The organism is Lactobacillus sp. HBUAS51381 (genome assembly GCF_012641095.1).
GTDB lineage: Bacteria > Bacillota > Bacilli > Lactobacillales > Lactobacillaceae > Levilactobacillus.
Genome location: NZ_JAAVSC010000101.1, coordinates 1 through 268, shown reverse-complemented (window position 1 = coordinate 268; position 268 = coordinate 1). Strand labels below are relative to the sequence as shown.

1 rRNA gene is annotated in these 268 nt (G+C 50.4%); it reads right to left on the bottom strand.

The annotated features are described in order from the left end of the window. Nucleotides 1-268 (bottom strand): 16S ribosomal RNA (locus tag HEQ50_RS12685); the annotation flags it as partial.

Here is a 268-nt window from a genome sequence, read left to right as displayed (position 1 = left end):
CAGTTTCCGATGCACTTCTCCGGTTAAGCCGAAGGCTTTCACATCAGACTTAAGAAACCGCCTGCGCTCGCTTTACGCCCAATAAATCCGGACAACGCTCGCCACCTACGTATTACCGCGGCTGCTGGCACGTAGTTAGCCGTGGCTTTCTGGTTAAATACCGTCAACCCCTGAACAGTTACTCTCAAGAGTGTTCTTCTTTAACAACAGAGTTTTACGAGCCGAAACCCTTCTTCACTCACGCGGCATTGCTCCATCAGACTTTCGT